Below are 20,930 nucleotides of genomic sequence, written 5' to 3'. Positions count from 1 at the left end.
TCATACACCGATGATGTCACCACCACTCGACGGTTGTTAATGTGGACTTGGCCGCTCGCTCTTGGGGCGGCCTTTTTTAATAATATTTTTTGCGGTAAGCGTGCGGCGTATATCCTGTCCATTTTCTGAATGCCCGGATAAAGGTCGCGGATTCGGCAAAGCCGGTGAGAAACGCCACCTGTTCTACCGACATTTCACCGTCCGCAAGGTGTTGCATGGCAACGTCGCGGCGCAGCTGTTCCTTGAGTTCACCGTAGCGGATGCCTTCATCTCCGAGTTGCTGTCGCAGCCGTTTCGGGCTGGTACCTAGAGTTTCGGCGACATCCACAAGCGTGGGCATTTCAATCATATTCTGACGGAGTACCGAACGGGTTCTGCCGATCCAGCTTTGCAGGTTGTAGTTGCCGAGCAGAAGATTGCGCTGGGGATTTCGGAGAAATTCGTCGAGGGTATCCTGTGTCTGGCGAATGGGTTTTTGTAAAAGGTCGCGCCGAAATTGCAATTCGCAATGCTCGGTCGAAAACGCAATGGGAGCACCGAGAAAAATGGCCCGGTATTCGCGGGCGTGGTCCGGCGCGGGATAGTTAAGCGTGACCTGGTTGATGCGCAGGTTGTGGCGGGTGAGCCAGGACGCAAATCGGTGCAGACCAAACATGACCATCTCAAACGCGTAAGGCTCGGGCTGTCGCTGGTCGTCCCACAGCGAAAATCGCAACTGTGCAATATCCCCAGTCAGAAGCAATTGGGGTTTCAGACCGCGTTCAATCATGCCGTAAAAATGACAGTAGCGTTTGAGTGCCTGGCCGAGATTGCGGGTATGGATCATCCAGTGTGACAGCGCTGCACCGGTGCCCAGTTTCATCGGTGGCTGGGTATAACCGAGAATTTCATCCCCCATTTCCCGCATCGCCAGGGTCTGCAAATCCGCATATTGTCGTGCACTCACACGCGCAGTTTCGTCCTGCAGGATTTTCGGAGGGATACCACAGCGCTGTAACAACTTTTCTGCGCTCAGGCCATGTTCTGGGGCGTAGCGTAACACTGCGTGTAGAAATGAAACCGGGATGGAAAAGTCCTGCATCTGCGCCTCGTATTTATTTTTATACCGCTAAATGCATTTTGCGCGCCGGGAACAAAATGTCAATTTATGGGGCGGTATGTTCTTGTTGGACCGGGTTTTCGCACACCATAATGCATAAAAGGTTCATATTTCGATTTGTAAAACATATTGGGAATAACAGGAATCCGCGATGACACATACCGCCTATATCTACGACGCCATTCGCACTCCGCGGGGCAAAGGAAAAAAAGACGGCTCCCTGCATGAGGTAAAACCGGTTGCTCTGGGTGCCGGTCTGCTGCGGGAATTGCAGAACCGCTTTGACCTGGATACCAGTCGGGTAGACGACGTGGTCATGGGATGTGTTTCTCCGGTGGGCGAGCAGGGCGGCGATATTGCCAAGACCATCGTGCAGTTCGCCGACTGGGATGAAAGTGTTGCCGGCGTGCAGCTGGACCGTTTCTGCGCTTCCGGACTGGAAGCGGTAAATATTGCCGCAATGAAAATTGCCTCCGGTTGGGAAGACCTGGTCGTGGCCGGTGGTGTGGAATCCATGTCGCGAGTGCCTATGGGTGTTGCCGGTGGTGCCTGGCTTATCGACCCGGAAGTGAACGTGCACGATGGAGCTGTACCTCAGGGCATCGGTGCGGACACCATTGCCACTATTGAAGGTTGGGATCGTGAGGCAATAGACCGCTACGCGCTGGCTTCACAACAGCGCGCGGCAAAGGCACAGAGTGAGGGTTATTTCGACCGCTCAGTGGTGCCGGTAAAAGACCTGAATGGCATGACAATTCTCGCCAAAGATGAATTCATCAAACCCAGTACCACACTGGAAATTCTCGGCCAGCTGAAACCTTCATTTGCCGGTATGGGCGGTATCGGTTTTGACGACCTGATGTTGCGTAAATACCCGCGCCTGCCGGCCATCAATCACGTGCACACTCCGGGAAATTCCTCTGGCATCGTTGATGGCGCATCCGCGGTGCTGATCGGCAACGAGAAAATTGGTAAGGATTTGGGGCTGACACCCCGTGGCCATATTGTCGCCACCGCGGTACTGGCCACAGATCCCACCATCATGCTGATCGGCCCCGGTCCGGCGGCGAAAAAGGCGCTGGCGAAAGCCGGGATGACCACCCGCGATATTGATCTGTTCGAAATCAATGAAGCCTTTGCCGCGGTGGCGCTGCGATTCATGAAGGACCTGGATATCTCTCACGAAATCACCAACGTCAACGGTGGCGCCATTGCCATGGGGCACCCGTTGGGCGCCACCGGCGCCATGCTGGTCGGCACCATGCTCGACGAGCTGGAAAGACGCAATCTCAAACGGGGTCTGGTTGCACTCTGTGTGGGCGGCGGCCAGGGCATCGCCACCATTATCGAGCGCGTGTAACGGCGAACGACTATTAACAAATTTGAAACGGTGAGAGCAATGGCTGACAAATACAACGGATTTATCTACGACAAAGACAGCAACGGTATCGTGACCGTCACCATGGATATGGATGGCCCGGTCAATGCCATGAATGAACAGTACCGCGCAGGGATGGCGGAAACCCTGGACCGCCTCGAAAAAGAAGAAGGCCTGACCGGCGTGGTGCTGGCCTCAGCGAAAAGTACTTTCTTCGCCGGTGGCGACCTCAAGGCATTGTCCAGTGTGGCGCCGGGCGGTGAGCCCGAACAGTTTGCAATGATCGAGTCTGGTGTGAAGGCGCCGCTGCGCCGTCTGGAAAAACTGCCGGTGCCGGTGGTTGCGGCAATCAATGGCGCGGCGCTGGGGGGCGGACTGGAAATCTGCCTGGCTTGCAACCATCGCATTGCCTGGAGCTCGCCCAAGGTCTCCATCGGCCTTCCGGAAGTGACGCTGGGATTGCTGCCCGGTGGCGGCGGCGTGGTGCGCTCCATCCATATGCTCGGGCTGGAAAAGGCGCTGCCGATCCTGCTGGAAGGCCGGCATATGAAAGCGCGTGAGGCGCTGCAGGCTGGCCTGGTCGACGAACTTATCGAAGTGACCGAAGACCTGGTTTCCGCGGCGAAAAAATGGATCGCGCAAAATCCGCAGGCAGCGGTGCAACCCTGGGACCAGAAAGGTCACAAGGTGCCCGGCGGTGATATCTGGAGCCCGAAGGTGGGTGCCATCCTGTCCAGCGCGCCGGCCATGCTGTTCAAGAAAACCCGCGGCCTGCTGCCCGCCCCGGAAAAAATTCTCGATGTCGCAGCACAGGCGGTTACCGTGGATATCGACACCGCGCTGCGCTACGAATCCCGTGCCCTCGCGTATCTGATTACCACACCCCAGGCGGTGAACCTGATCACCACTGGCTTTTTCCAGATGAACAGCGTCAAGAGCGGCGCCAGTCGTCCCAAGGGTATCGAGAAAACGTCGGTGAAAAAGGTCGGCATTCTCGGCGCGGGCATGATGGGGCAGGGCATTGCCTACGCCTCAGCGGCGAGCGGTATTGAAGTGGTGTTGAAAGACATCAGCGTCGAAGCCGCAGAAAAAGGCAAGGCGTACTCCGCCAGGTTACTGGACAAGCAGATCGAACGCGGTCGCGCGACCGAAGAGGAAAAGCAACGGCTGCTGAACCTGATCAAGGCTACTGGCAATTACGAGGATCTGCAGGGTTGTGACCTGATCGTGGAAGCCGTGTTCGAGAATATCGAACTCAAGGCAAAGGTTACCCAGGAGGCGGAGCCCTTCCTCGCCGCGGGCGGCGTGTTCGGCTCCAATACCTCGACGCTGCCGATCAGCCAGCTCGCGGAAGTCAGCAAGAAGCCGGAAAACTTTATCGGCATCCACTTTTTCTCGCCGGTCGACAAGATGCCGCTGATCGAAATCATCTGCGGCAACCAGACCAGCGATGAGACCCTGGCCAAGGCCTTTGACTACGCGCAACAGATTCGCAAGACGCCGATCGTGGTCAACGATTCCCTCGGTTTCTTTACCTCCCGCGTATTCAGTACCTTCCTCGATGAGGGCGCGCGACTGCTGGTGGAAGGGGTAGACCCGGTCCTGATCGATGCCATGGGCAAGCAGGTGGGTATGCCGGTGGGTCCACTGACTATCCAGGATGAAGTGAGCCAGGAGCTGACCCGCAAGGCGGCGGAAACCCACCGCGCCATGGGTGTGCTCGGTAGCAAGGGTGATAACAGCTGCAATATCGAGGTGTGCGAGCGTTTGATCAGTGAGTTCGGCCGTGGTGGCCGCTATCACGGTGGCGGTTACTACGAGTACGCCGCCGATGGCAGCAAGCAGGTTTGGCCGAAGCTCTACGAACTCTATTTCAACCCGGACGTGGACATGCCTGCGGACGATATCAAGGACCGGTTGCTGTTCCGTCAGGTGATCGAAAGTCTCAAGTGCCTGCAGGAAGGCGTACTGCGCAGTGTGGCCGATGGCAACGTGGGATCGCTGCTGGGTATCGGCGCCCCGAGCTGGACCGGTGGTTTTATCCAGTTCGTGAACACCTACGGCCTGCAGAAATTTATCGACCGTGCGCACGCGCTTGCGGCGCAGTACGGCGATCGTTTCCTGCCACCGCAGATCGTTGCCGACACCCTGGCCAAGGGACAAACCTTCCGCTGAGGGCACAGGTATGCTGAAGAGAAATTTCACCGAAGAACAGGTGATGTTCCGCGATGCCTACCGCAAGTTCCTGCACGAGGAAATCGTGCCGTACATGGAAAGCTGGCGGGAGGCAGGCATCGTTGACCGCCAGGCCTTCCGCAAGGCGGGGGAAATGGGCTTCCTGATGGTGTGGCCGGAAGAGCAATACGGTGGTCTCGGGGATGATGATTTCCGCTTTGAGCAGATCATCATCGAGGAAAACCAGTACGCCCTCACCGGCGACTGGTATACCACCTTGCACAGTCGGTTGGTTGGGCCTTACCTGAAGCGTTTCGGAACCGAGGCGCAGTTGCAGCGTTTCCTGCCGGAGTGTGTGCGCGGCGATACCATTCTCGCCATCGCCATGACCGAGCCGGATGCGGGCAGCGACCTTGCCGGCATGCGCGCCACGGCAATTGATCAGGGGGATCACTTCCTGCTGAACGGCAGCAAGACGTTTATCTCCAACGGCATCAATGCCGACCTGGTGATCGTCGCGGCAAAAACCGACCCGGTAAACAACCCCCGCCAGATCGGGCTGTTTCTGGTGGAACGGGGTATGGAGGGATTCGAACGCGGCCGCAACCTGAAAAAAATGGGCAAAAAGGCCCAGGACACCGCCGAGTTGTTTTTCAACAATGTGCGCATCCCGAAAGCGAACGTGTTGGGTGATCCCACTCGCGGGTTTTCCCATTTGATGGAGGCACTGGCGGAGGAGCGTCTGATCGCCGCTACGGAGTTTATCGCTGCGGCGCAGAAGGCGTTCGACCTGACCCTGGAGTTTGTGCGTGAGCGCAAGATGTTCGGCCGCTCACTGGCGGACTTCCAGAACTCCCAGTTCAAGCTGGCGGAATTGCGCGCGGAGCTGGATATGCAGCAGGTGTATATCGACCAGTGCGTGGCCGCGGTGAATGAGGGAGCTCTGACCGCAGTGGATGCAGCCAAGGCGAAACTGGTTACCAGTGAGTTGTTGTGCAAGGTGGTGGATGAGGGCGTGCAGCTGCACGGCGGCTCCGGCTATATGGATGAGTACCCCATCTCCAGAATGTATACCGATGCTCGTGTTACGCGTATTTATGCTGGAACTTCCGAGGTGATGAAAATACTGATCAGCCGGGATTTCCTCCAGCAGGATTTCAAACCTTTTGTCGACAGACTTTAAAAACTCCGGGATTAACAGCTATGGATATCAAGAATAAAACAGCCGTTGTTACCGGTGGCGCTTCCGGTCTTGGCAAGGCCACGGTGGAGCGCTATATCGCCGACGGCGCTAATGTGGCGATCTTCGACCTGGATGAAAAGGGCGGACAGGCGCTGGCCGAATCCCTCGGCGAGCGCGCTATTTTTTGCAAGGTGAATGTGGCCGATGAGGCGTCCGCGGCAGCGGGGATCACCCGGGTTATTGAGACCTTCGGAGCACTGCATATCCTTAACAACTACGCCGGTATCGGTCCGGCCTGCAAGACCTACGGCAAGAATGGCCCGCACCCTCTCGACCTGTATATGAAAGTGGTGATGGTAAACCAGGTGGGCACGTTCAATATGGCGCGCCTGGCGGCGGAGCGCATGGCCGCCAATGAGCCGGTGAATGAAGACGGCGTGCGCGGGGTCATCATCAATACCGCATCGGTCGCTGCCTACGAGGGGCAGATCGGTCAGGTGGCTTACAGTGCGACCAAGGGTGCGGTGGTGGGCATGACGCTGCCCATGGCGCGCGAGCTGGCGAGCTACGGTATTCGGGTAAACACCATTGTTCCGGGTCTGATCCATACGCCGCTGTTTGAAACCGTGGAAGAGTCCTATTACAAGTCCCTCGAGGCCTCAACGGTATTTCCTCGTCGCCTTGGCAAGACCAGTGAGATCGCGGCGCTGTCCGCGCATATCGTGGAGAACGACTATATCAACGGCGAGTGTATTCGCATGGATGCGGGCATCCGCATGCAGCCGCGCTGATAACTCAATGGTTTTCTATATGCTGAACTTGCTGCGAAGGTGTCGGTACCGGGTACAGTTTTGTGAGACCTTCAAAAACAGGATGTTTTTGCAGAGCCCCCATGGATGGGTTTACGGCGTGTCTCACAAAGCTGTACCCGGTAGCGGCACCGCCACGGACTCGTTCTGGGAACAATATTCCGGTGGTGGGAGGTCGTTATGGGTGTATTGAGTGGGTTTCGAGTCATCGAACTTGCGGGAATGGGGCCATGTCCCATGGCAGGCATGTTGTTGGCGGATATGGGGGCGGAGGTGGTCTGTGTCGATCGCAGTCTCGATGCCGATCCCATGTACGCCAAGGACATGAGCCGTCGCGGAAAAAAATCCGTGGTGCTGGATCTTAAAAGCGAGCGCGGGCGCGAGCTTTTCCTGAAGCTGGTTTCCACCGCGGATGTGCTGATCGAAGGCTTCCGTCCCGGGGTTATGGAAAAGCTCGGTATCGGTCCGGAGGAGTGCTTCGCGGTCAATCCTGAACTGATTTTCGGGCGCATGACCGGCTGGGGCCAGGATGGCCCGCTGGCCAAGAATGCCGGCCACGATATCAATTACATTTCCCTCACCGGCGCACTGCATGCCATCGGTCGCAAGGGTGAGCGTCCTGTGGTACCGCTCAATCTTGTAGGCGATTTCGGCGGTGGTTCGATGTTTCTGGTGATGGGCATTCTCGGCGCATTGCTGGAAACCGGTCGCTCCGGCAAAGGCCAGGTAGTCGATGCGGCGATGGTGGATGGTGTGGCCAACCTCATGTGGATGTGCCACAGCTTTAACGCCGTGGGTCTGTGGAACCTGGCAGAGCGCGAGAGCAATCTGCTGGACGGTGCGGCGTTTTTCTATGACACCTACGAAACCGCCGATGGTAAATATTTGGCCCTGGGCTCCATCGAACCGCATTTCTTTGCCCGCTTTGTGGAGCTGGTTGGCCTCGATAAAACCGTTTTCAACAGCAGTGCACAGGCGGATCCCAGCCAGTGGCAGGCGCTCAAACAGGAACTGGCAGATGCCTTCCGCCAGAAGCCCCGCGACGAGTGGTGTGCGCTGTTGGAAGACAGCGATGCCTGTGTGTCCCCGGTATTGACTGCCGATGAAGCACCCCATCACGCACACAACAGCGCCCGCGATAGCTACCTGCCCATTGATGGCTACCTGCAGCCGGCGCCGGCGCCCCGCTTCAGCCGCACGCCGTCGTCGGTATTGCACGGCCGGCGTCAACAGGGCGCGGATACCCGCGCGGTGCTCACTGCGCTCGGCATTCGCGGGGATGATATCGAACAGTTGGAGGCGCAGGGCACCGTTGCCTGTGCTCGTTCGCCGGAGGCGGTTTGAGCCTGACTATTTAGGGATTTTTTATGGAATTGTTTGAAACCATCCTGTACAGCGTTGAGCAGGGCATTGCCACCATTACCCTGAACCGTCCGCAGGTACGTAATTCACTCAACCAAAAATTGCGTCTCGAACTGCGTGAGGCGGTGGAAAAAGCCAGTACTGATAAAAATGTACGAGCCGTGGTGCTGGCGGCGTCCGGGCAGGGGTTTTGCGCAGGGGCGGATCTGACTGAGCGTCTTCCCGGCGCCGATGAGGACGGCTTTGTCACCCGCTTGCTCAACGAGGAATACAACCCGTTGATACTTGCGATCAAGCAATCGCCCAAGCCATTTGTGTGCGCAATCAATGGTGCCGCCGCCGGGGTCGGTGCATCGCTGGCGATGGCCTGTGACCTGATTGTGATGGCGGAGGATGCCTACCTCTACTCCGCGTTCGGTGCGATCAGCCTTATCCCCGATGGCGGCGCACACAAGTTTTTGCTGGAGCAGCTGGGCAGCAAGCGCGCTTATGAAATGATCGCGCTGTCGCAGAAACTCGCCGCTGCACGTTGTGTCGAGCTGGGGCTTGCCAATCGGGTGGTGCCGGCGGAGGAGCTGCTGGCGCAGGCGATACAGTTTGCGCGGCAGGTGGCGGCGGCCGCACCACTGACCCTGCAGTATTCAAAGCAGATTCTGCGTGAGGCGCAGTCCTATGATCTGGAATCGGTGATGGCACTGGAAGCGGAAATCCAGAACCGGCTGATTCGCAGCAAGGATTTTCGCGAGGGTTCCATGGCCTTTTTTGAAAAGCGCAAACCGGAATTCGAGGGTTGCTGAGCGACCTGTAGCGATAATAAAACCGATAATGAGGCGGGTATGACGGATCGGATTTCAGAACTGTTTTCTCTGCAAGGCAAGACGGCACTTATTTCCGGTGCTTCCAGCGGGCTCGGTGCCTATTTTGCCGAGGTGCTGGCGGATGCGGGCGCGGAGGTAATTCTGGCGGCGCGCAGGGTGGAGAAGCTGGAGGCCCTGGCGAGCCGTATTGCCGATAAAGGTGGACGTGCCCGTGCGCTGGCGCTGGACGTGACTGATGGCAATAGTGTGGAAGCGGCATTTGTTGCACTGGATGGAATGATCGAGCGGTTGGATATCCTGGTGAATAATGCGGGTATCAGTACCACGCCACAGAGGTTTGTTGATCAGGATGAGTCGGTCTGGGGCGATCTGTTGAATGTGAACCTGCAGGGTGCCTGGCGGGTGGCGCGGCAGGCGGCGGTGCGTATGCGAGCGCAGAAGTCGGGCTGCATTATCAATACCGGTTCGATTTACAGTCTTTGTACCGGGATTATGAAGACGGATTACAACGTGTCGAAAGTGGCTCTGGCGCAGTTGACTCGCAATATGGCGCTGGAGTTGGGGCGGTACGGGGTACGGGTGAATACCTTATGCCCGGGTTATTTTGCTTCGGATATCAATGCTTCAGAGTTTGCGACGGAGCGGGGGCAGGAGTATATCCGGCGGCTTGTTCCGCAGCGGTTGGGTGAATACCGGGAGCTGGCTGGTCCTCTATTGTTACTTGCCAGTGATGCTGGAAGTTTCGTTAATGGGATTGAGTTGCCAGTGGATGGTGGGAGCCTTCTCAGTCCAATCTGAGATATGTGGTATTGGGTTTGTGGCTCGGTTCTAGTTCTGTGGCGGTTCGGCTGCCGGGTGCAGTTTTGTGAAACACGCCGTGAACCCATCCATGGGGGCTCTTCCGCGAGGTCCCTCTCGCGGAAGGTTTCACAAAACTGCCCCCGGCATCCGCACCTTCGCATAACGTTTTTAGCTTTGTTCTGTCTTTATTTAAATCGCGACGGCGTTTTCGATCTGTTCTACGCCCATTGTTGTTAGTGGCTGTACCAGTTTTCCCATTTTCATTGCCTTTTCACTGGATGCATTGCCTTCCAGTGCACGCTTTTTGACGCCCTGCAATATCGCAGCGAAGCGGAAGAAGCAAAACGCGAGATAGAAATTCCAATGCGGGATTTCTTTAAACCCCATTCGCTTGCAATAACTCTCTATGTATTCCTGCTCAGTAGGGATGCCGATACTTGCTCTGTCGATACCGCCGAGTCCCGACAATACGCTGTTGTGGGGCATGCGCAGTTGCATGCATTGATAGGCGAGATCGAACAGGGGGTGCCCGAGGGTGGAGAGTTCCCAGTCGACGAGGGCGAGTACGCGGGGTTCTGTGGGGTGGAAGATCATGTTGTCTAGGCGGAAGTCGCCGTGGACCAGGGTGGTTTTTTCTTGGCTGCCATCCTGGGGAATGTTTTCCGGGAGCCAGTCGATCAACAGGTCCATTTCGGCGAGCTGTTCGGTTTCCGATGCGCGGTATTGCTGGGTCCAGCGGTTGATCTGGCGCTGGTAGAAATTGCCGGGGCGGCCGTAGTCGCATAAGCCCGCCTTTTGGATATCGACGGAATGGAGAGCGGCGAGGACGCGGTTCATTTCCTGATAGATATCACTGCGCTGCTCCCGGCCCAGATGCGGCAGGGCCGGGTCCCAGAATACGCGGCCTTCGATGTAATCCATCAGGTAAAACGTGCTGCCTATGATGCTGTCGTCTTCGCACAGGTGATGGACCTTTACTACCGGAACGTCGCTATCGGCGAGGGCGGCGATGACACGGTATTCGCGGTCGACGGCGTGGGCGCTTTTCAATAGCTGGCCCGGTGGCTTGCGGCGAAGGACGTAGTTGCCACTGGCGGCGCGGATCAGGTAGGTGGGGTTTGACTGGCCGCCGGCAAATTTTTCTGCAGTCAGTGGGCCGCGGAAGTCGGCGATATTTTTTTCCAGATAGCCAGCGAGTATCTGTTCGTCGATATTGAAAGACGAGTTTGGCGTGGTATTGACGGACATAATCGGTGCTCCGCTTATTGTTTGCCGTACTGTTCGATCAACTGTTTTCCCAGGGCCATCTGGTGTACCTGGTCGGGGCCGTCCGCCTGGCGGCACCAGCGGGCGTAGTTGAAGGCTTCGGCAAAGAAGTAGTCATCGGTGAGGCCGCCGGCGCCGTGCATCTGCATGCAGCGGTCGAGTATTTCCTGGACCATTTTCGGCACGCTGATCTTACTTGCGGCAATCATGTCGCGCGCTTCGCGCGCGCCGACTTCATCCATTTTCTGGCAGGTTTCGAGCACCAGCAGGCGCGCCATCTGTATCTCGGCAAAGCTCTTTGCAATGTCCTCGCGTACCGACTGGTGCTGGCTCAGTTTGCGACCGAAGGTCGTGCGGCTTTCCACCCGTTTGCAGGTTTCTTCCAGTGCGCGCTGGGCGGCGCCTATGAGACGCATGCAGTGGTGGATACGTCCCGGGCCGAGGCGGCCCTGGGCGATCTCAAAACCCCGGCCTTCGCCGAGCAGTACGTTTTCCAGCGGGACCCGGACGTTATCGAAGCGGATTTCCGCATGGCCGATCGGGGCGTCGTCGTAGCCGAGGGTGGTGAGGGGGCGTACCAGGGTGATTCCCGGGGTGTCCTTGGGTACCAGTACCTGAGTCTGCTGTTTATGGCGATCCGGGTTTTGCGGGTTCGATTTGCCCATTACGATAAGGATTTTCGTGCGTTCATACAGGGCGCCGGTAATAAACCATTTGCGGCCGTTCAACACCCATTCATCGCCGTCGCGTTGGACGCGCAACTCAATGTTGGTGGCATCGGATGAGGCGACCTGGGGCTCGGTCATGGCGTATGAAGAGCGAATCTCACCACTCAGCAGCGGGGTGAGCCACCGGGACTGCTGAGCGGGTGTCGCATAGCGCATGAACACTTCCATATTGCCGGTGTCCGGTGCGTTGCAGTTGAATACTTCCGGCGACCAGATTACCCGCCCCATCTGCTCCGCCAGTGGCGCGTAGTCGAGATTGGAGAGCCCCCCAAAGGCGCTGTACTCGCTGTGGGCTTTGGGCACGAACAGGTTCCACAGGCCCGCAGTCTGTGCGCGCTGTTTCAAGTCATCCATCAACGGCAGCGGTGCAAAGCGGTTTTCCGCCGCGGCCAGCTGCTCGCGATAGGGTATTTCGTTGGGGTAGATGTGCTCGTCGAAGAATTCACGCAACTGGTATTGCAATGTCATGGATAAGTCGCTGAATCGGAACATGGGCTTTCTCCGCCTCGAATATTTTTCCGCTTGCTGTCGTTGACAGGCTGGTCGAAGAACTATAAAAAAATGCAGGTAATCATCCTAATTTATTAAAGTTATCCGGCTGCATAGATTTAAGTGATGCGACGGGTGCCGGGAGAAGATGCCGTGCGGCTTGAAAAAGTGGACCTGAATCTGTTTGTGGTCTTCGATGCGCTCTACCGCGAGCGCAGTGTGACCAAGGTGGCGCAATTGCTGAATCTCACCCAGCCGGCGGTGAGCAACGCCCTCGGCCGTTTGCGCCAGACCTTTGACGATCACCTCTTCGTAAAGACCCGTGAGGGCATGAGTCCTACCCCGGTGGCGGATAGCGTTGTAAAGGATGTGCGCGAGGCACTTTCCTTGCTGGGGCGCAGCGTCGGGGTTAATGCGCGCTTTGATCCTTTCCGCTCCCAGAAGGTGTTTCGTTTGGGGATGAACGATCTGGCGGAATCTCTGTTGCTGCCACGGCTGCATGAGGCGGTGCGGGATGTGGCTCCGGCCATCGCCATCACCAGCTATTACGTAGAGCGGGAAGCTGCGACGGCGGAGCTGAAGGGTGGTGTGATCGACCTGCTGCTGGATGCGCCGGCGGTCAATGCCCGTGAGCTCGGCCACAAACATATCGGTGAGTTGCCCTATGTGGTGGCCATGCGCCCCGGGCACCCGCTGGCGGGCGGCGACCTGTCGCTCGAAAATTACCTCGCGGCGGAGCACATCCATGTTTCCAGTCGCCGCAAGGGCAGGGGACAGGTGGAAATGGCGCTCCACGGCATGGGCTTCCAGCGTACCATTGCCATGCGGGTACAGAACTACCTGGTGGCTTCACGGATTACCGAGGGCACCGAACTGCTATGGACAGTGCCGCGAGTACTGGCGGAAACCCTGCCGCTGGCAGTGGTCGAACTGCCGTTCGCGGTGGAACCACTCAGCTGGCAACTGTTCTGGCACCGCAATGCGGAAGATGATCCGGCCAGCCGCTGGATGCGGGAGATGATTGAATCGGTTTCCCGCACGGTACTCAATTGAGGTGGCGCAGATCGTAGAGGTGCTTTATTTTCTTCGGCAACGATAACGATAAATCGCCGGGGAAAACCATGAAGCGAATCCTTAACCTTACTTTCAACCTTTCAATTGCCGCACTAGCGCTTTGCAGCCTCAACCTGCACGCACAATCACCAGCGGCTTCCGAGTCGGCCGCGCCGAAGTTCGCCATCGCTATTCACGGCGGTGCCGGCACGATTAAAAAATCCAGCATGACCCCGGAAAAGCAGCGCGACTATGAGGCCAAGCTGGAAGAGGCGATCAATGCCGGTTATGTGGTGCTGGAAAAAGGCGGTTCCAGCCTGGACGCGGTGGTGGCCGCGATCAACGTGATGGAAAACTCACCACTGTTCAATGCGGGAAAAGGCGCGGTCTATACCTACGACGGTACCCACGAGCTGGATGCCTCCATCATGGACGGCCGCAATCGCCAGGCCGGGGCAGTGGCAGGGGTCAAGCGCATTGCCAATCCGATCAACCTCGCGCGTATGGTGATGGAGGATTCTCCGTTTGTGATGTTGGCTGGTGCCGGTGCCGAGGAATTCGCCCGCAGCCGCAGTGTGCCCATGGTAGACAACAAAATTTTTGATACCGAGCAGCGCCGTGAGCAACTGGAGCGTGCGAAGGAAAAACTCGATAAGGAAAACAAACAGGACAAGGACTATCGTGCGGCGGTTGACGCACTGCCAGTGCCGTTCAGAATGGGTACCGTAGGCGCCGTCGCCTTGGATCAGCAGGGCAACCTTGCCGCCGGGACCTCCACCGGCGGCATGACCGCCAAGCGCTTTGGGCGTATCGGCGATTCCCCGGTAATCGGCGCCGGCACTTTCGCCGACAACAGTTCCTGTGCGGTCTCCGCTACTGGCCATGGAGAATATTTTATCCGCTACAACGTTGCTGCGGATATCTGCACACGGGTTGCCTACCAGAACAAGAGCGTGGCGCAGGCGGCGGATGAGGTGATCAATCAGATACTGCTGCCGGTGGGCGGCACCGGTGGTGTGATCGTGCTGGATGCCAAGGGCAATATTGCACTCACGTTCAACACTGCGGGTATGTACCGTGCAAGCCGTGTGGCAGGGAAGGCGGCAGAGGTGGCGATTTTCAACGAGGGCTGATCGTTCGCATTGATCGGAAAAGCTGGCGTCCCCGGCCCGACTCGAACGGGCAGTCCGGACTTAGGAGGTCCGTGGTTTATCCTGTTAACCGACGGGGACGTAAATAGAAAGGCGGCCATTCTAACGGCTGGGGTACAGGATGTCATGCCGAAAATCCCAGAGGTATGCCAGGGGGGGCGATATGGAAGCGATCGCGAAAGTTCCGCGATAAGGTAAGGTTCCGTACCTCCAGAAGACGTTACTTCCCTCTCAATTTGTCTCCCAGCCAGGCCTGCAGTTGTTTCAGTCTGTGCGCGAGTTGTCCGCGTTTTGCCTTGCGAGATTTGTGTTCGGAGTCCGTAAGCCAGGCAACCTGAATGACGCGGCGCTCGCCCTCAAACGGCAGGTGGCCGTGGAATGAATTGTCTGCACGCCTGAATGCGGCCAGAGTGCCGTAGACCGGAGGAATTTCCGGCACCACCATATCCTCAAAGTCGTCTATGCGGTTGAGAAAGCGCAGGCACCCTTGCTGGACCTGTGTCCAGTCGCCGTTGAGGTACAGGAGAGCTGTCGCAATTTTGGATTTGCCATCGGTGTGAATATTACCGTGACGTTTCTTGAGCCTGCCGGAAATGGATACATAGGTGGGGTACTGGGACATTTGCTCGATACCGAGGCGGGCCCCCAGTGTGTCGGCAAATTCAGGCTCTAATATGCTGTCGATAAGTGCGTTTATTGAGGTGCCGCAATCTGCTCTTTGATAGGGCAAGTATCCCGCGCCCTTCAATTTGGGGAAGGCGGCCAGCAGTGTCTGCATTGCGTTCCGTGGCAGCATATTGCTGGACACCAGGAAGTTGAAGGGCTCGGATCTCACCAGCGTCGTGGGGTGGGTGAGGGTACTTGCTTGCAGTCGGGGGTGGACGTCGATATCGAAATCGGTCATGGATTTTGGGCCCTGTTTTGCGGGTCGCTGCGCTCAAAAACTCCTCGGGTACCGGCAGCCTGACGGTGACCACACAAACATAGCAGAGGGTATTTATTCATCCAATGCTGTTTTCGGCTACCGCCGCCAAGGTTTCCCCAGGTTCCGACAAATTGGTGTGACACCCATTTCCCGCGGGTGGGCTGCCTGCCGACCCCAGTACCCATTCCTTTTATTTTTGTAGAGACGCTGTAACCAACAGTAACGCATCTTGCGCACGGTTACCGTAGTTCACCTTTTTCATGGCGGAGTAAACCTGGTTGGGCAGGAAAAAATTGTCCCGAATTAGTAACAATTTTTAGGTATTTTGGCGCCAGCTGTGGGGGTGGCAGGTTGACACATTTCTGCGCGCCGCGAGCCCCAAAGCAGGGCGGTGTAACCCTGGGAAAAAACTTGTTTCCACAGCATAAAAGTTGCTTGACCAGGAAAGCCAGGGCTGGCTAATCTGCGACGGCACAACAACAATAGACAAAGTGTTTCTGCCCTGGCAGATCGAGATTGTGGAGTTTTCTATGAGCGGCAACGTTATCGAAAATGACATGGATTTTGATGAATCTGATTCTTCTGCGACCGAGGACCTGCTGTATACCCCTCAAAGCCCCAGGGATGCACGGCGGATGGTCGAGGATAAACTGGAGGAAATGCGCCTCAGAAGGGAGCTTATGGACTACCAGTTTGATTGCTGACGCAGAACTGTAATTCATCAGGGCGAAAAACACCGATCGGGGCCGGGCCCTGCTTAATTTATACCGTGGTTTGTAGAACTGGCCGGTTGCTCAGGTGAATTGTGGGTGGGCTAAAAAAAGGGTGCCTTAGTGCACCCTTTTGTCTGTCGGAAGCATTTCTGGCTATTGCCGACCGGCTACCGGTTTGCATGCTCCCTGGTGGGGTGTATATTTGGTCGGATTGTCAGGCCCGCGCTACATAAGAAGCTATAGCAAAGCGCAGAAATAAGGATTTTCAGATGGTGGTGTCCGACAGGCTCGAAAGCCGGGTGATCTCCGAAATTTCCGACAGCGGTGATACCGTGGTTATTCGCGTGGCCGGTAATTTCGATTTCAATGTGCACCGGGATTTCCAGAGGGCTTATCGCAACCTGGCACCTCCGCCCAAAATATTTCTCGTTGATCTCTCTGCAACCGAGCACCTGGACAGCGCAGCTCTGGGAATGCTGTTGTTGTTGCGGGACTACTGTGTGGAATTGGAGCGCGAAGGCTTCCGACCCGAGGTGGAACTGATCAACGCAAATCCACATGTCTCGCATATCCTGGCGGTTTCCAATTTCGATAGGATTTTCAGCATCCGCTGAAAACAGGTCCCAGACTATGGCGGCCTTTCGAGTCCTGATAGTAGAAAGCGATACACGCGAGGCGGCAGAACTTCAGCAGCTGATTCGTAGCTGGGAATACACCAGCGCTACCGGGAGCCGTGAGCCTGCGGAAATCTGTCTGGCAAGCAGCGCTGCCATGGCGCTGGGTGCCTACGATGAGTTCTTGCCCAACCTGCTCATTTTCGGCCCGGTTGCAGCCGCGCAAACGGCGAACCGAAATGTCCGGCAACTGCGCCAGCGCGGCGGTATTGAACCTGTCCCTATTCTATGTGTTCAGGGAGCCGGGGTGGCGACACAGGCGCCGCCCATTGAATGCGACGATATTCTTACCAAGCCCTATAGTCCTGCGCTGGTTCAGTTAAAGCTGGCCTCCATTCGCCGCTTTTGCGAATTCAGCCGCTCCCTGATGGCGCAGCGCGACAGGTTGCGCCGACATCATGCGGACTTTCTGCAAGAGCAGGCCAATGCGCGGGAAATTTTTGACAATCTCGGTAACGAGAGTTGTCTAAACGATACTCCGGCCATCAGGTACCACCTTTCCCCCCGCGCGGTACTCAATGGCGATCTGCTGGTCGCGACCCACTCGCCAGACGGCAAACTGGTTTTGATGCTGGGTGATTTTGCTGGCCACGGTTTGGCGGCGGCGGTGGGCGCTGTGCCACTCACGTCCATTTTCTATTCCATGGTCCCCAGGGGGTTTTCCATGACCCGGGTGCTGAGGGAGGTCAATGGCAAACTCTTCGATATTCTGCCGCGGCAGATGTTCTGCTGTCTGGTGATGCTGGAATTCGATCCTCGCCGCAAGCATCTGCGGATATTCAATGCGGGTATGCCGAGCCCGTGTCTCAAGCGCGCCAGCGGCGAGCTGGTCATGCTTGAGTCCCGCCACTTGCCGCTGGGGGTATTGCCGGGAGATCAGATCGACCGTGCGTTGGTCAATCAACGGGTGTTGCCCGGAGACCGACTTTACCTGTGGAGCGATGGCGTTCATGAGGCTCGCAATGGCAGGGGCGAGCATTTCGGCGAGAGCCGTCTGCTGGAGTTGCTACGCATGGACGGGCAGGAGGGCCCCGAAATTTTTGACCAGATTCTGGTGGCGGTCAGCGCCCACGCGGCCGAGCAGCACGATGACCTATCGCTGGTAGAACTGGATCTCTCGGATCCCGTTCTGAGTCGACGCGAGTGGTCGCCGGTTGCGCCCGATGGTCAGCGCCAGGGTGGGCGGATTGGTGATTGGTCGATCAGTTTCAGGCTCTCAGAGCAGGAGCTGAGGGACGCAGACCCGTTGCCGTACCTGTTGAGTGTGGTGGGCCAGATGCCAGGCGCCGCTCGTTTCCATGAGGACCTGGCCACTGCCCTCGGGGAGCTGTTCCGCAATGCGCTTGAGCACGGGGTTCTGGAACTGGATTCTTCCCTGAAGTGTACCGATGAAGGGTTTGTGCGTTACTACGATCTGTTGGCAGAGCGCCGTGGGGCGCTGAGCGGAGGGTGGGTGAGTGTGTCGCTCTCCTGCAGCCAGCACGACCAGGATGGCGTCCTCAAGATCGTGGTGGAAGACAGTGGTGTCGGCTTTCCCCACGTCCAGGAGCCCAAAGGGGTATACGCTGGCCGGGGTTTGGGGTTATTGCAGACGGTTTGCGATGAAGTGCGCTATGGCCCCGGCAGCAGTCGGGTGGAAGCTGTTATTCGTTGGGGAGCGGAACCCGCGAGTGCGGAAGATATTGAAAGCAAAGGACTGGCCAGAGCCGTACAAACCCCGCCGGTGCCGGTATAATGCCGGTCAGTTTTTCGTCAGCTGCGATGGGCAATGGTCTCTCTATCCTCGGAATATCCGCAAAAAACCTCCGGCGCGCCCGCTGCCGGTTCCCTTCTTGCCGTTAGCGGACTGTCCTGTGAGCGGGATGGTCGTATCCTTTTTTGTGACCTGGGCTTTACCCTGGCAGCGGGCGCCGCTCTCCAGGTTGAAGGAGCCAACGGCGCCGGCAAAAGTACCCTGATCCGCACGTTGATTGGCAGTGCCTCGGACTTCGATGGTGACATCCGCTGGCGTGGTGAATCCTATCCGCGCGCCCTCACCGCAATGCGCGCCTCCCTTTTGTATATTGGACACAATGCCGGGGTACGTCGCGGGCTTACGCCGCTGGAAAACCTCGCCTGGTACGGGGCTTCCGGGGAGCACGCCATGCAGGCTCTGGAGGCTGTAGGGCTGTACGGTTTCGAGGATGTGCTGTGCCAGCAGTTATCTGCGGGCCAGAATCGACGCGTAGCCCTGGCGCGCTTGTACCTGCCTTCTTCACCTCTGTTGTGGGTGCTTGATGAGCCTCTGGCGGCACTGGATGTAGCCGGGGTGACCAGCCTGGAAGCGCAGATGGGCCGGCATCTCAAGCGGGGTGGGGGTATCCTGTTGACCTCTCATCAGCCGGTCAACCTGATGCCGTTGGCGAAAGTGAACCTGGCAGACTTTCAGCCGGATACGGAATCCCTGGGGATTACCTATGCAGGCTGAGCAATTGCAGACTAGTGTGTCGGCGCACCGCGATCTTCCCTTCGACACTGACGTGGCGACAGTGCACGCCCCCGGCTTTTTTACCCTGTTGCGTACCGAGCTGACGCTGGCGGTCCGTCGCCGGTCGGACATCGTCAACCCACTGCTGTTTTTTGTCACAGTGCTGGCCATGATGCCCCTCGGGATTGGGCCGGATCCAGAAGTGCTCTCCCGTATGGCGGCGGGCCTGATTTGGGTGATGGCATTGCTCGCGACGTTGCTGTCTCAGGAGTCACTCTTTCGCGGAGACTATGACGACGGCTCGCTCGAGCAACTGGCACTGCAACCAGAGCCGCTGTATTTCCCGGTGTTGGCCAAGGTGCTGGTGCATTGGCTGGTGACGGGTTTGCCATTGTCCCTGTTGTCACCGCTGCTGGGCATGATGCTGAACCTTGGGGGGGCGGGGTATCTGCCGTTGCTGATCTCATTGGCGCTGGGCACTGCGAGTCTCAGCCTTATCGGCGCTGTCGGCGCCGCCCTGACCGTCGCCCTGAGGCGGCCAGGGCTATTATTGGCATTGATCATTATGCCGCTCTATGTGCCCGTGTTAATCTTCGGCACCGGAACGGTGCAGGCGGCGCTGGATGGCTATAGCTATGCGCCGCAACTGGCGATTCTTGGCGGCATTCTGGCCGCCGCTGCCGCGTTGGCCCCACTGGCGGCTGCCGGCGCTATCCGTATCAGCTTGGAAAATTGATCCTGCTCGACCTGGTTACTGCTTGCGCTGTGATGACCGGGCGAGAGGAGGGCATAGGAGAGAATGTTTTGTCCTGGCAATGGTTTCACAGATTGGGCTCGCCCCGCTGGTTTTACCAGAAGTCTGCTGCCTGGCTGCCCTGGCTGGGTGTTGCCAGCCTGATATTGTTGGTGATTGGGGCTGTCTGGGGTCTGGGGTTTGCGCCTCAGGATGCCAAGCAGGGCAATAGCTATCGCATCATTTATATCCACGTGCCAGCGGCATTTCTCGCTCTGGCGGGTTACTACATTATGGCGATCTGCGGCGCCATTGGCCTGATATGGAAAATGAAGCTGTCGTTCGTCGTCATGCGTGCGGCGGCACCGATCGGCGCTGCGCTCACATTTGTCGCGCTGTTTACCGGTGCGGTTTGGGGCAAGCCTACCTGGGGCACCTATTGGGTGTGGGATGCCCGCATTACTTCGATGCTGATCCTGTTTTTCCTGTACCTGGGGGTGATGGCACTTTCCGGCGCTTTCAGTCGTGAGCAGTCGGGAGACAAGGCCAGCGCGCTGCTGGCTCTGGTGGGGACGGTCAATATTCCCATTATCTACAAGTCTGTAGACTGGTGGTTCACCCTGCACCAGCCGGCGACGCTGAAGCTGACCCAAGCCAGCACCATCGACCCCAGTATGTTCTACCCGCTGATTACCATGATTGCCGGCTTCTACCTGTTTTTTGCCTGGGTGCTGACCATGCATACCCGCACTTTGGTGCTGCAACGCGAATCGCGCACTCAATGGGTGCGTGAGCTGCTACAGCCGCCGGCGGCGAAGGCCTGAGGAGGGGATAGTGCAATTTCAATTCGATAGTCTGGCCGATTTCCTTGCCATGAGCGGACATGGCCCCTATGTATGGGGCAGTTATTGCGTGACCCTGCTGGTAATGGCTGCGCTTGCTGTTGTCCCACTGTTGCGACAGCGCACTCTGCGTCAGGCGCTTGGCCGCCAGTTGCGCCAGGAGGAAGCTCGCCGCCGTGCTCTGACGGCGCGGCAGGCACATCCGCAGCCAGAAATCGCAGACTGAATCGCGCCAACTTCACGGTTGCGACCACGCCAATCAAT

20 protein-coding genes and 1 tRNA gene are annotated in these 20,930 nt (G+C 57.6%); 16 read left to right on the top strand and 5 right to left on the bottom strand.

The features are described from left to right. Positions 1 to 76: 76 nt before the first annotated feature. Positions 77 to 1,081 carry an AraC family transcriptional regulator gene (locus PVT68_RS03880; RefSeq protein WP_280321306.1) on the bottom strand — a complete coding sequence of 335 codons (1,005 nt, stop codon included), beginning with the start codon at positions 1,079 to 1,081 and terminating at the stop codon, positions 77 to 79. A gap of 169 nt (positions 1,082 to 1,250) precedes the next feature. On the opposite strand from PVT68_RS03880, the gene PVT68_RS03875 reads away from it, so the two are divergent. The 7 genes from PVT68_RS03875 (at position 1,251) to PVT68_RS03845 (ending at position 9,622) form a co-directional block, all read left to right on the top strand. Next, entirely contained in the window at positions 1,251 to 2,459 is a 1,209-nt protein-coding gene (locus PVT68_RS03875; protein ID WP_280321305.1) for an acetyl-CoA C-acetyltransferase, read from the top strand. A gap of 39 nt (positions 2,460 to 2,498) precedes the next feature. Continuing rightward, positions 2,499 to 4,652 (top strand): 3-hydroxyacyl-CoA dehydrogenase NAD-binding domain-containing protein, encoded by a 2,154-nt coding sequence (locus PVT68_RS03870; RefSeq protein WP_280321304.1) that lies wholly within the window; start codon positions 2,499 to 2,501, stop codon positions 4,650 to 4,652. 10 nt (positions 4,653 to 4,662) lie between these two features. After that, complete coding sequence (locus PVT68_RS03865) at positions 4,663 to 5,835, top strand: acyl-CoA dehydrogenase family protein (RefSeq protein ID WP_280321303.1); 1,173 nt, start codon at positions 4,663 to 4,665, stop codon at positions 5,833 to 5,835. Positions 5,836 to 5,855: 20 nt separating this feature from the next. Continuing rightward, positions 5,856 to 6,626 carry an SDR family NAD(P)-dependent oxidoreductase gene (locus tag PVT68_RS03860; RefSeq protein WP_280321302.1) on the top strand — a complete coding sequence of 257 codons (771 nt, stop codon included), beginning with the start codon at positions 5,856 to 5,858 and terminating at the stop codon, positions 6,624 to 6,626. A 198-nt stretch (positions 6,627 to 6,824) separates the two neighbouring features. Continuing rightward, positions 6,825 to 7,988 carry a CaiB/BaiF CoA transferase family protein gene (locus PVT68_RS03855; RefSeq protein WP_280321301.1) on the top strand — a complete coding sequence of 388 codons (1,164 nt, stop codon included), beginning with the start codon at positions 6,825 to 6,827 and terminating at the stop codon, positions 7,986 to 7,988. Between the two features lie 23 nt (positions 7,989 to 8,011). Next, the gene (locus PVT68_RS03850) at positions 8,012 to 8,803 is read left to right on the top strand and encodes an enoyl-CoA hydratase/isomerase family protein (protein ID WP_280321300.1); all 792 of its coding nucleotides are present in this window, start codon (positions 8,012 to 8,014) and stop codon (positions 8,801 to 8,803) included. A gap of 39 nt (positions 8,804 to 8,842) precedes the next feature. Next, entirely contained in the window at positions 8,843 to 9,622 is a 780-nt protein-coding gene (locus tag PVT68_RS03845) for an SDR family NAD(P)-dependent oxidoreductase (protein WP_280321299.1), read from the top strand. A gap of 192 nt (positions 9,623 to 9,814) precedes the next feature. On the opposite strand, the gene PVT68_RS03840 is transcribed toward PVT68_RS03845, so the two are convergent. Together PVT68_RS03840 and PVT68_RS03835 are read right to left on the bottom strand one after the other, a co-directional pair. Continuing rightward, on the bottom strand, positions 9,815 to 10,873 hold the full coding sequence (locus PVT68_RS03840) for a phosphotransferase family protein (protein WP_280321298.1): 1,059 nt from the start codon (positions 10,871 to 10,873) through the stop codon (positions 9,815 to 9,817). 14 nt (positions 10,874 to 10,887) lie between these two features. Beyond that, entirely contained in the window at positions 10,888 to 12,111 is a 1,224-nt protein-coding gene (locus PVT68_RS03835) for an acyl-CoA dehydrogenase family protein (RefSeq protein ID WP_280321296.1), read from the bottom strand. 150 nt (positions 12,112 to 12,261) lie between these two features. Between PVT68_RS03835 and PVT68_RS03830 the strand changes: the two genes are divergently transcribed. Together PVT68_RS03830 and PVT68_RS03825 are read left to right on the top strand one after the other, a co-directional pair. Then, positions 12,262 to 13,161: a LysR family transcriptional regulator gene (locus PVT68_RS03830; RefSeq protein ID WP_280321295.1), complete on the top strand. Its 900-nt coding sequence runs from the start codon at positions 12,262 to 12,264 to the stop codon at positions 13,159 to 13,161. Positions 13,162 to 13,229: 68 nt separating this feature from the next. Then, entirely contained in the window at positions 13,230 to 14,294 is a 1,065-nt protein-coding gene (locus PVT68_RS03825) for an isoaspartyl peptidase/L-asparaginase family protein (protein WP_280321294.1), read from the top strand. A 23-nt stretch (positions 14,295 to 14,317) separates the two neighbouring features. Here the strand turns inward: PVT68_RS03825 and PVT68_RS03820 are convergent. Together PVT68_RS03820 and PVT68_RS03815 are read right to left on the bottom strand one after the other, a co-directional pair. Next, positions 14,318 to 14,393 (bottom strand) — tRNA-Arg (locus tag PVT68_RS03820). Between the two features lie 139 nt (positions 14,394 to 14,532). Next, complete coding sequence (locus tag PVT68_RS03815; RefSeq protein ID WP_280321292.1) at positions 14,533 to 15,216, bottom strand: 2OG-Fe(II) oxygenase family protein; 684 nt, start codon at positions 15,214 to 15,216, stop codon at positions 14,533 to 14,535. 452 nt (positions 15,217 to 15,668) lie between these two features. Between PVT68_RS03815 and PVT68_RS03810 the strand changes: the two genes are divergently transcribed. The 7 genes from PVT68_RS03810 (at position 15,669) to ccmD (ending at position 20,892) form a co-directional block, all read left to right on the top strand. Continuing rightward, positions 15,669 to 15,941, top strand: coding sequence for a PA3496 family putative envelope integrity protein (locus tag PVT68_RS03810; RefSeq protein ID WP_280321290.1), 273 nt, complete (start codon positions 15,669 to 15,671; stop codon positions 15,939 to 15,941). 278 nt (positions 15,942 to 16,219) lie between these two features. After that, positions 16,220 to 16,564, top strand: coding sequence for an STAS domain-containing protein (locus PVT68_RS03805; RefSeq protein ID WP_280321289.1), 345 nt, complete (start codon positions 16,220 to 16,222; stop codon positions 16,562 to 16,564). Positions 16,565 to 16,580: 16 nt separating this feature from the next. Then, entirely contained in the window at positions 16,581 to 18,359 is a 1,779-nt protein-coding gene (locus tag PVT68_RS03800) for an ATP-binding SpoIIE family protein phosphatase (RefSeq protein WP_280321288.1), read from the top strand. 33 nt (positions 18,360 to 18,392) lie between these two features. Continuing rightward, positions 18,393 to 19,091, top strand: a complete 699-nt coding sequence (gene ccmA, locus PVT68_RS03795; RefSeq protein WP_280321287.1) for a cytochrome c biogenesis heme-transporting ATPase CcmA — start codon at positions 18,393 to 18,395, stop codon at positions 19,089 to 19,091. Beyond that, the gene (gene ccmB / locus PVT68_RS03790) at positions 19,081 to 19,827 is read left to right on the top strand and encodes a heme exporter protein CcmB (RefSeq protein ID WP_280321285.1); all 747 of its coding nucleotides are present in this window, start codon (positions 19,081 to 19,083) and stop codon (positions 19,825 to 19,827) included. The genes ccmA and ccmB overlap by 11 nt, the downstream gene beginning before the upstream one ends. 68 nt (positions 19,828 to 19,895) lie before the next feature. Beyond that, positions 19,896 to 20,648 (top strand): heme ABC transporter permease, encoded by a 753-nt coding sequence (locus PVT68_RS03785; RefSeq protein ID WP_280321284.1) that lies wholly within the window; start codon positions 19,896 to 19,898, stop codon positions 20,646 to 20,648. A gap of 10 nt (positions 20,649 to 20,658) precedes the next feature. Continuing rightward, the gene (ccmD, locus tag PVT68_RS03780; RefSeq protein WP_280321283.1) at positions 20,659 to 20,892 is read left to right on the top strand and encodes a heme exporter protein CcmD; all 234 of its coding nucleotides are present in this window, start codon (positions 20,659 to 20,661) and stop codon (positions 20,890 to 20,892) included. Positions 20,893 to 20,930 lie beyond the last annotated feature (38 nt).

The organism is Microbulbifer bruguierae (assembly GCF_029869925.1).
Classification (GTDB): domain Bacteria; phylum Pseudomonadota; class Gammaproteobacteria; order Pseudomonadales; family Cellvibrionaceae; genus Microbulbifer; species Microbulbifer bruguierae.
This window is presented reverse-complemented; position numbering and strand designations above follow the sequence as displayed.

What these genes read in the sequence shown, in the direction of transcription:
- PVT68_RS03860 (WP_280321302.1), top strand. Translation starts at nt 5,856, where the DNA reads ATGGATATCAAGAATAAAACAGCCGTTGTTACCGGTGGCGCTTCCGGT.
- PVT68_RS03875 (WP_280321305.1), top strand. Translation starts at nt 1,251, where the DNA reads ATGACACATACCGCCTATATCTACGACGCCATTCGCACTCCGCGGGGC.
- PVT68_RS03805 (WP_280321289.1), top strand. Translation starts at nt 16,220, where the DNA reads ATGGTGGTGTCCGACAGGCTCGAAAGCCGGGTGATCTCCGAAATTTCC.
- PVT68_RS03825 (WP_280321294.1), top strand. Translation starts at nt 13,230, where the DNA reads ATGAAGCGAATCCTTAACCTTACTTTCAACCTTTCAATTGCCGCACTA.
- PVT68_RS03855 (WP_280321301.1), top strand. Translation starts at nt 6,825, where the DNA reads ATGGGTGTATTGAGTGGGTTTCGAGTCATCGAACTTGCGGGAATGGGG.
- ccmB (WP_280321285.1), top strand. Translation starts at nt 19,081, where the DNA reads ATGCAGGCTGAGCAATTGCAGACTAGTGTGTCGGCGCACCGCGATCTT.
- PVT68_RS03845 (WP_280321299.1), top strand. Translation starts at nt 8,843, where the DNA reads ATGACGGATCGGATTTCAGAACTGTTTTCTCTGCAAGGCAAGACGGCA.
- PVT68_RS03840 (WP_280321298.1), bottom strand. Translation starts at nt 10,873, where the DNA reads ATGTCCGTCAATACCACGCCAAACTCGTCTTTCAATATCGACGAACAG.
- PVT68_RS03835 (WP_280321296.1), bottom strand. Translation starts at nt 12,111, where the DNA reads ATGTTCCGATTCAGCGACTTATCCATGACATTGCAATACCAGTTGCGT.
- PVT68_RS03800 (WP_280321288.1), top strand. Translation starts at nt 16,581, where the DNA reads ATGGCGGCCTTTCGAGTCCTGATAGTAGAAAGCGATACACGCGAGGCG.
- PVT68_RS03865 (WP_280321303.1), top strand. Translation starts at nt 4,663, where the DNA reads ATGCTGAAGAGAAATTTCACCGAAGAACAGGTGATGTTCCGCGATGCC.
- PVT68_RS03815 (WP_280321292.1), bottom strand. Translation starts at nt 15,216, where the DNA reads ATGACCGATTTCGATATCGACGTCCACCCCCGACTGCAAGCAAGTACC.
- ccmA (WP_280321287.1), top strand. Translation starts at nt 18,393, where the DNA reads ATGGTCTCTCTATCCTCGGAATATCCGCAAAAAACCTCCGGCGCGCCC.
- PVT68_RS03880 (WP_280321306.1), bottom strand. Translation starts at nt 1,081, where the DNA reads ATGCAGGACTTTTCCATCCCGGTTTCATTTCTACACGCAGTGTTACGC.
- PVT68_RS03850 (WP_280321300.1), top strand. Translation starts at nt 8,012, where the DNA reads ATGGAATTGTTTGAAACCATCCTGTACAGCGTTGAGCAGGGCATTGCC.
- PVT68_RS03870 (WP_280321304.1), top strand. Translation starts at nt 2,499, where the DNA reads ATGGCTGACAAATACAACGGATTTATCTACGACAAAGACAGCAACGGT.